The organism is Paractinoplanes hotanensis (genome assembly GCF_023717965.1).
Taxonomy (GTDB): domain Bacteria; phylum Actinomycetota; class Actinomycetes; order Mycobacteriales; family Micromonosporaceae; genus Actinoplanes; species Actinoplanes polyasparticus.
The window spans coordinates 183,121-190,013 of the sequence record NZ_JAMQOL010000042.1; the positions used below are offsets into that span (position 1 = coordinate 183,121).

At 65.6% G+C, this 6,893-nt stretch carries 3 protein-coding genes; all 3 read left to right on the plus strand.

Features of this window, described 5'->3' with window-relative positions:
- Positions 1 to 153 precede the first annotated feature (153 nt).
- Positions 154 to 852, plus strand: a complete 699-nt coding sequence (gene rsmG / locus LXN57_RS30030) for a 16S rRNA (guanine(527)-N(7))-methyltransferase RsmG (RefSeq protein WP_438872928.1) — start codon at positions 154 to 156, stop codon at positions 850 to 852.
- 642 nt (positions 853 to 1,494) lie between these two features.
- The gene (locus tag LXN57_RS30035; RefSeq protein ID WP_438872930.1) at positions 1,495 to 2,619 is read left to right on the plus strand and encodes a ParA family protein; all 1,125 of its coding nucleotides are present in this window, start codon (positions 1,495 to 1,497) and stop codon (positions 2,617 to 2,619) included.
- The gene (locus LXN57_RS30040; protein WP_251801554.1) at positions 2,616 to 3,662 is read left to right on the plus strand and encodes a ParB/RepB/Spo0J family partition protein; all 1,047 of its coding nucleotides are present in this window, start codon (positions 2,616 to 2,618) and stop codon (positions 3,660 to 3,662) included. The genes LXN57_RS30035 and LXN57_RS30040 overlap by 4 nt, the downstream gene beginning before the upstream one ends.
- Positions 3,663 to 6,893: the final 3,231 nt, after the last annotated feature.

Genomic DNA, 6,893 nt, shown 5'->3' on the forward strand with positions numbered 1-6,893 from the left:
GCTTTCCCGGGCCGATCCGCTTCGCCGGTCCGTTCCGTCTCCTCGGCCGATCTTGGCGCGTCGGACTCCATTGCTGCGGCATCGGGGCTTGATGCGCCGCCGGCTGCCGTTCACGCTGAGCCGCCCGCGGAGATCGTTGCCGTTGCGGCCGAGGTGTTCGGCGACCGGCTGGGGCTCGCTGCGGAGTACGCCCGGCTGCTGGTGACCGACGGCGTCGTGCGCGGGCTCATCGGTCCGCGGGAGGCTCCCCGCATCTGGGAACGTCACCTTGTGAATTGTGCCGTCCTGTCCGAGATCATCCCTATCGGCGCTTCGGTGGTCGACGTCGGGTCTGGTGCCGGTTTGCCCGGTATCGTGCTGGCAGTGGCTAGGCCGGATCTGCAGATGACCTTGGTGGAGCCACTGGCACGACGCACCGCGTTCCTGTCGGAGGCGGTGACTGCCCTGGGCCTCGATGCGACCGTCACGGTTGTCCGGGGCCGCGCCGAGGATGTTGTCGACGGACCCCCCGCCGGCGCCGACGTCGTCACAGCGCGGGCAGTCGCCCCGCTCGACCGGCTCGCTGGTTGGTGCCTGCCGCTGGCCAAGGTCGGCGGCAGGCTGCTGGCGCTCAAGGGCGCCACGGCTGCCGAGGAGGCTGCGGAACACCGCGATGCGGTAGCCGCCCTCGGCGGTGGCGAACCGGTCGTCCGGCTGTGCGGCGAGGGTCTGATCGACCCGCCGACGACGGTGATCGAGGTCGTCGTGCAGTCAAGGCCGAAGCCGTCCACCCGGGCGGCGGGTCCAGGACGCGACGCGCGTGGGAAATCCGGCGGTCGCTCCTCGGGTCGGAAGAGTTCGCGGAGGGGATAGATGTCCAAGCGGGGCGCGCGCAAACGGAACGCAAGAGCGAGGCGCCCCGATCAGGGCAACTCCCCATCTTCAGTACGTGATCTGTCCCGCCCCGTCAGTGGATCGTCAGCGGATGAAGTGAGTACGTCTGCAGGGGGCACGACGGTAGGGTCGAGCGCTTCGTCAGATTCGGCCTCAGCGTCATGGCCGGCGGCTGCGCGAGGCGTGACGATCACCTTCTCCGCTGGTTCCGGTGTTCCGGCCGTTGCGGACGCCGCGTTTGTCGAGTCTTTCGGTGCTCCAGCCACGTCTTCCGGTGTTTCCGCCACGTTATCCGGCGTTCCCGCCACGTCTTTCGTGGCTGCCGCCACGTCGGAGTTCTCCGATGCGTACGGCTGTTCAGGCTCGACGGCGCCCGATATCGCCGGTGAGACGGAACTGTCTGTGATGCAACCGCCCTATCAGGCGGTCGGCCATGGCGACGCACGCCCGGCCCCCGTAGGCTTGCCGAGCGTCGATAGTCTGGACCGGCCCTCTGTCGCCGGAACGCAGGTGTCGCCGACCGACCCGTTCCTCACTAACAGGGATAAAACGGTGCATGAGTACGGTGTTTCACGTGAAACCGAGTCATCTCTCGACCGCGACCGTGGCCCTGGTGGCGCTTTGAACACCGGTGATCAGGGCGTGCCCGCGCCTCGCTACCCCGCGGGAGGTCAGATCTACGGATCACCCTCGCCGCAGCCGGGTGCGGACGAGTCTGGGCGCCCTGCCCCCGCGCCTCGGTCGGCACCACCACCCGTACCCGTCTCGGCCGCCCCGGTCTCCGCGTCGCCCGTTTCGGGTAACCCGGTGTCCCCCGCTGATGCTCCATCGGGACCGGACGAGCATGTTTCACGTGAAACGCCGGGACGGGATGAAGACGATCCGCCACTAGCCATGGAAGCGTTGCGAGCTGTGCAGATCCTCAACCCGAGCGGCGAGATCACCATGCCGCGTCCGGACCACCCGAGGGTGCTCTGCGTCGCGAATCAGAAGGGCGGCGTGGGCAAGACCACCACGACCGTGAACCTGGCGGTGGCCTTGGCCTTGCACGGTAACCGTGTCCTCGTGGTCGACCTCGACCCGCAGGGGAACGCGTCAACCGGCCTCAATGTGCCGCACCACGCCGGCGTTCCGGACGTTTACGACTGCTTGATCGACAACGTTCCGCTCTCCGAGGTGGCGCAGCCGGTCGAGGGCATCCCGAATCTCTGGTGCGTGCCGGCGACAATCGACCTCGCGGGAGCGGAGATCGAGCTGGTGTCGGTCGTAGCTCGCGAGTCGCGGTTGGCCCGGGCCATCGCAGCTCACCCCGAGCAGTTCGACTACGTGTTCATCGACTGCCCGCCCTCGCTCGGCCTGCTGACGGTCAACGCCCTCTGCGCGGCGCAGGAAGTGCTGATTCCGATCCAGTGCGAGTACTACGCGCTGGAGGGCCTGAACCAACTGATCAACAACATCAACCTCGTACGCCAGCACCTGAACCCGACGCTGGACGTTTCGACGATCCTGCTGACCATGTACGACCGCCGCACGCGGCTGGCCGACGCGGTGGAGCAGGACGTGCGCAACCACTTCGGGACCAAGGTGCTGAATGCCGTCATCCCCCGAAACGTGCGTGTTTCGGAGGCTCCTAGCTATGGGCAGTCCGTGATGACCTACGATCCGGGTTCACGGGGCGCGACCAGCTACTTCGAGGCCGCCCTGGAGATCGCGATGCGTGGGGTCAACACGGGAGGCACTGCATGAAGAACCGTCCCCGGGGCGGACTGGGTCGTGGACTCGGTGCCTTGATCCCCACGGCGCCGGCCGCCCCTGAGGCGCCACCGCCGGCCGCCGTTGCTCCGGCAGCACCTGTTTCTTCCCCGCCTGCGCCTTCCGCGCCGGCTCCTTCGGCACCGTCGCCTGTCGAATCGATGGAGCCTGCGACACCGCCCGCTGAAGAGTTGGCGCCCGTCCCGGGGGCCCGGTTCGCCGAGATCGACGTCACCGCGATCGAGCCGAACTCGAAGCAGCCGCGGCACGTGTTCGACGAGGAAGCGCTCGACGAGCTCAAGACGTCGATTCAGGAAGTCGGCTTCCTCCAGCCGATCGTCGTCCGCGAACTGGGCGAGGGTCGCTACGAATTGGTCATGGGTGAGCGTCGCTGGCGCGCCGCCCAGGCCGTGGGCCGCGACAAGATCCCCGCAATCGTGCGGGAAACCCGCGACGACGCGATGCTCCGCGACGCGCTGCTCGAGAACATCCACCGTGCGAACCTCAACCCGCTCGAAGAGGCAGCCGCCTACCAGCAGCTACTCGAGGAGTTCGGGGCGACGCACGAAGAGCTGGCCAAGCGGATCGGCCGCAGCCGCCCGCAGATCTCCAACACCATCCGTCTGCTGAACCTGCCGGCGCCGGTGCAGCGCCGGGTCGCCGCCGGTGTTCTGTCGGCCGGCCACGCCCGGGCGCTGCTCGGCCTGGACGACAGCGAGGCCCAAGAGAAGCTCGCCCTGCGAATCGTGGCGGAAGGCCTTTCCGTACGGGCAACCGAGGAACTCGTTTCGCTGGCCATCGCGGACGGCCCCGCCAAGAAGGCGGCGCCCAGCCGCCGGCCGAAGGTGCATGCTCCCGCGCTCAACGATCTGGCGGAGCGCTTGTCCGACCGCTTCGACACCCGAGTGAAGGTCGACATCGGCCGCAACAAGGGCAAGATCACGATCGAGTTCGCAACGGTCGATGACCTCGAGCGCATAGTAGGCATGATCGGCGTAGAAGAAGAAGGCGCCAACAACACCGGCGGCGACGAGTAGTCTCCGTCCAACCACTCACTCTCGGGGGCACGCGATTCGTCGCGTGCCCCGATTGTTTCTGCCGATCCCGCCCATTCGTTGAAGCGTCGGTAACGCATTGACAGAGCTCGCATTTATGCGGAGGAACCCCGCCGGTTAGACGCTTTTCGGGTTCTGTCAGAGCCATTCTCCTGAGATTTGCGATCCATGGCTCATCGGAGAATCGGCCAAATCCAACGCCCCTTTTGCCGGGTTTCGAGCAAGATCGAGACCGCACCGATGATCTGGGGCAAGTCGAGGTTGGATTCGCCGTCGACAGGTGACCATACTGCCTTCAAGCTCAACGTTCCTACGTCCTGTCTCTCGGCGTCCCATGGTGTCGACCCGTTGATTGCCGCAGAGGTGTGAGTTGATGGTGGTGATGGCATCGGGAGTGCCAAATGTGGCGACAAGAGCGCTCCCCTGAAGATGTTGGACATGAGGTCCGGCAGGGACTTGCGACTGTGCTTGCCGGCCGGTTCTCCCCCGCGACGTGATTCAGGCGTGACGCTGGGTGCTACAGAGGTTGAAAGTCTGAGGTTCGGTCGTTACGGCGGTTCTGGGTCGAGGGTCTTGTATCGGTTTCCCTTTCGTGCTGGGTTCACGCGTTCGACCTGCCCGGGCCGATGGCTGTCGCGGACCGCATCTCCGAAGCAAGTCCGCTCTCTCGGCCTGGATGGCCGGTCGCGACTTTCGCCGGTTGAACCGAGCGCTCCGATGCACGTCGTCGTCCGGTAGGTCAACGTGGCGTGAGCTTTCCGCAGTGGCTTGGCCTTCTCATTTGCCCAAGATGTCGGCGCAAGAATGCGGACTTGCGGCTCTGATCGGGAGTGGTCCAGCGGTCAGAGCTGAGCTATGGATTTCGCGCTCCAGGCCTGTGCTGCGTTCTGGGGAACCTCGCCATTGCTGTGGCCTCCCGTGGTACCGACCTTCTTACAACAACATCCCGTCCTGAGATCGGCGGTGCGCCTCGCCTTTCCGTTGGTCGCAGACGATGGAGCTTGTCCAGGCGCTGCCGACGAGGGACAGGAATGGAGAGTCCATTGGCCAGGTGGAGGTAGATTTCGAGTCAAGGGCTGAAGGCAGAGCTCGTAGTTCACGGAAGTCGGCGTGATCGTGGCGTTAACCCCCCGGCGCCCAGCCATCCCCGACGCGATCTGCGCAGGCGAGGCCTGCTCGTTGATGGCGGGTCCTCTCCTCCGGTAATGCCGCCATGGACGTTTGGTCTGCTGCTCCTGGCTCCGTGCGGCCGATCGCGTTTCACGTGAAACGTGGGTTCGCGGCCAAGTTCCAGTGACTCGCCTCCCCTTGCTACTGGCCAAGAGCGCAGCATGTGACTCCATTTGGAACACGGGTAGAGCGGCCTCCTTCTTGCATGCGCTCCAGACGAGCGGAGTCGAGCGGCATCAGCCAGTTGAGGCCTGGTGCATGTCAGCCACACCGGAGCGCTTGGGTGTCGATCGACTGCGTCGACGCATCCAGGTCTACGCGGGCCACCTCCTGGACTCGACTTCAGCGGGTCGATTGCCAGCAACGAGAAGTTGACCGGCGCGTCGACTGACGTCGGACGCCGGCAGCGGCTGAGCGGAGGTGGAGGTCCGCATCTGTTCCCCTCTTGATGGCCCATGCCCGATGCCCCATGCCCGACCCGGCAATGGCGTGCCGGCGGCGCTGCGTCTTCGACCTCGAAACAATAGGTTCCCACCTCGCCACGACCGTTGGACCCAGCTGTACGAGGTGGCACGACTTCCGTCTCGAGTCGGCTGGCCCCAGTCCGGTCGTACGGCGTCGGGTAGTGAGGCAGGCGCCCGGTCGAGAGAAGGAGATCACGCGAGCAGAGTTTGCTTCAGGGCTGGCACGGATGCTGGCCTGATGTTGGCAGCCTGGCCGCCAGGGTTGCAGAGCTGGCATTTGTGCCGGGGCTGGCAATCGTGCAGAGCTGGACTCTTTCGGGGGCCGGCAGTCATGCAGAGCTGGCAACTGTCTAAGGCCGGGGGCATCTGTCAGCGTCGGCCTTCGTGCAGGGCTGGCATCCCCATCTCATCAACAGCCACGCCAACGCAGCTGAGCTGATGTCGGGGCACTTTTGCGATCGCGTAGAGACGAGGTCCGAGCCGATCCGAGTGGGGAGCCGTTGAGCCCATACCCGGTACCGGACGCGAAGGTCTGTGAAAGCAGTCGCAGGCTAGGGGTTTCACGCTCGCGCTGCGAGTGGCGACGCTGCTCGCTACCCCAGGTCGATGGTGAACACAGGGCCTGCCCCTGGTTTCACGTGAAACCAGAGGCAAGCAGAGCCGGAGGGTCAGGCCGAGCGTCGGGTCCTCTGCGGAACCGAAATACGTCGGTCGGTCACTGCCCAAGTGGCAGCGGTTAGGTATGGCCGACGTAGCCGGCGCAGACGAAGTGCTACGCGCGCTCCCTCGACTTGTGCGACGCCGTATGACTTGTGTCGACCTGCAAGGCGCTTAAGCAAGTCCCGCTGTTCCATGCGCGACAGGACCCCGCGGGGTACTCATGCCGTCGAGGCGTAATCCGCCTACATGCAGATGTTCCAGAGCGCGCTCCAGATTCGCCATGCTCGACTATCCGCATGAGTGACAAGTCTTCGCGGCTTGGAATGAAGCCATGAAGTGGTCCGGGTTGCCGTGACTTCTTAGACGGGCGCCGGCATCGTGAACCAAGCCCTGGGAAGCCAGCTCAAACCACTGCAAGAGTCTGCCGCCGCGTTCCACGTGAAACATTGCGCTCAGAGGCGTCCGTGAGTTCGTCCGGCCGCCTCTGCTTCTACTCCTACAGCCCCTCGTCCACCGCCGGTAGCCAATTGCACGAGCAGGGGTGAGCGCGTCGTCGTTCCGAGCGGCACTTTAGCTCCAAGACGGGCGAGCGCGGTTCGGTGCTGTGCCACCCCGTCAGCAGCGGGCCGGCCAAACGCTTGTGGTTCTGTAGGTTCAGGACGACGTAAGTCGTCACTCCATCGCCTCACGCCAAGTGCGGCACACTCTTTGCAGCCGCGACGCGCGGACACCCAAGGCGATTCCCAGAGGTGCCGCCCCGCGCCTTCAAATCGAGAATCTAAGGACGCACCTTCAACCCATGCGCCTGTTTCACGTGAAACGGCGATGGTCCAGAATCCCTCGGAGCCGGGAGCCGGGAGCCGGGAGCCGGGAGCCGGGAGCCGGGAGCCGGGAGCCGGGAGCCGGGAGCCGGGAGCCG

What these genes read in the sequence shown, in the direction of transcription:
- LXN57_RS30040 (WP_251801554.1), top strand. Translation starts at nt 2,616, where the DNA reads ATGAAGAACCGTCCCCGGGGCGGACTGGGTCGTGGACTCGGTGCCTTG.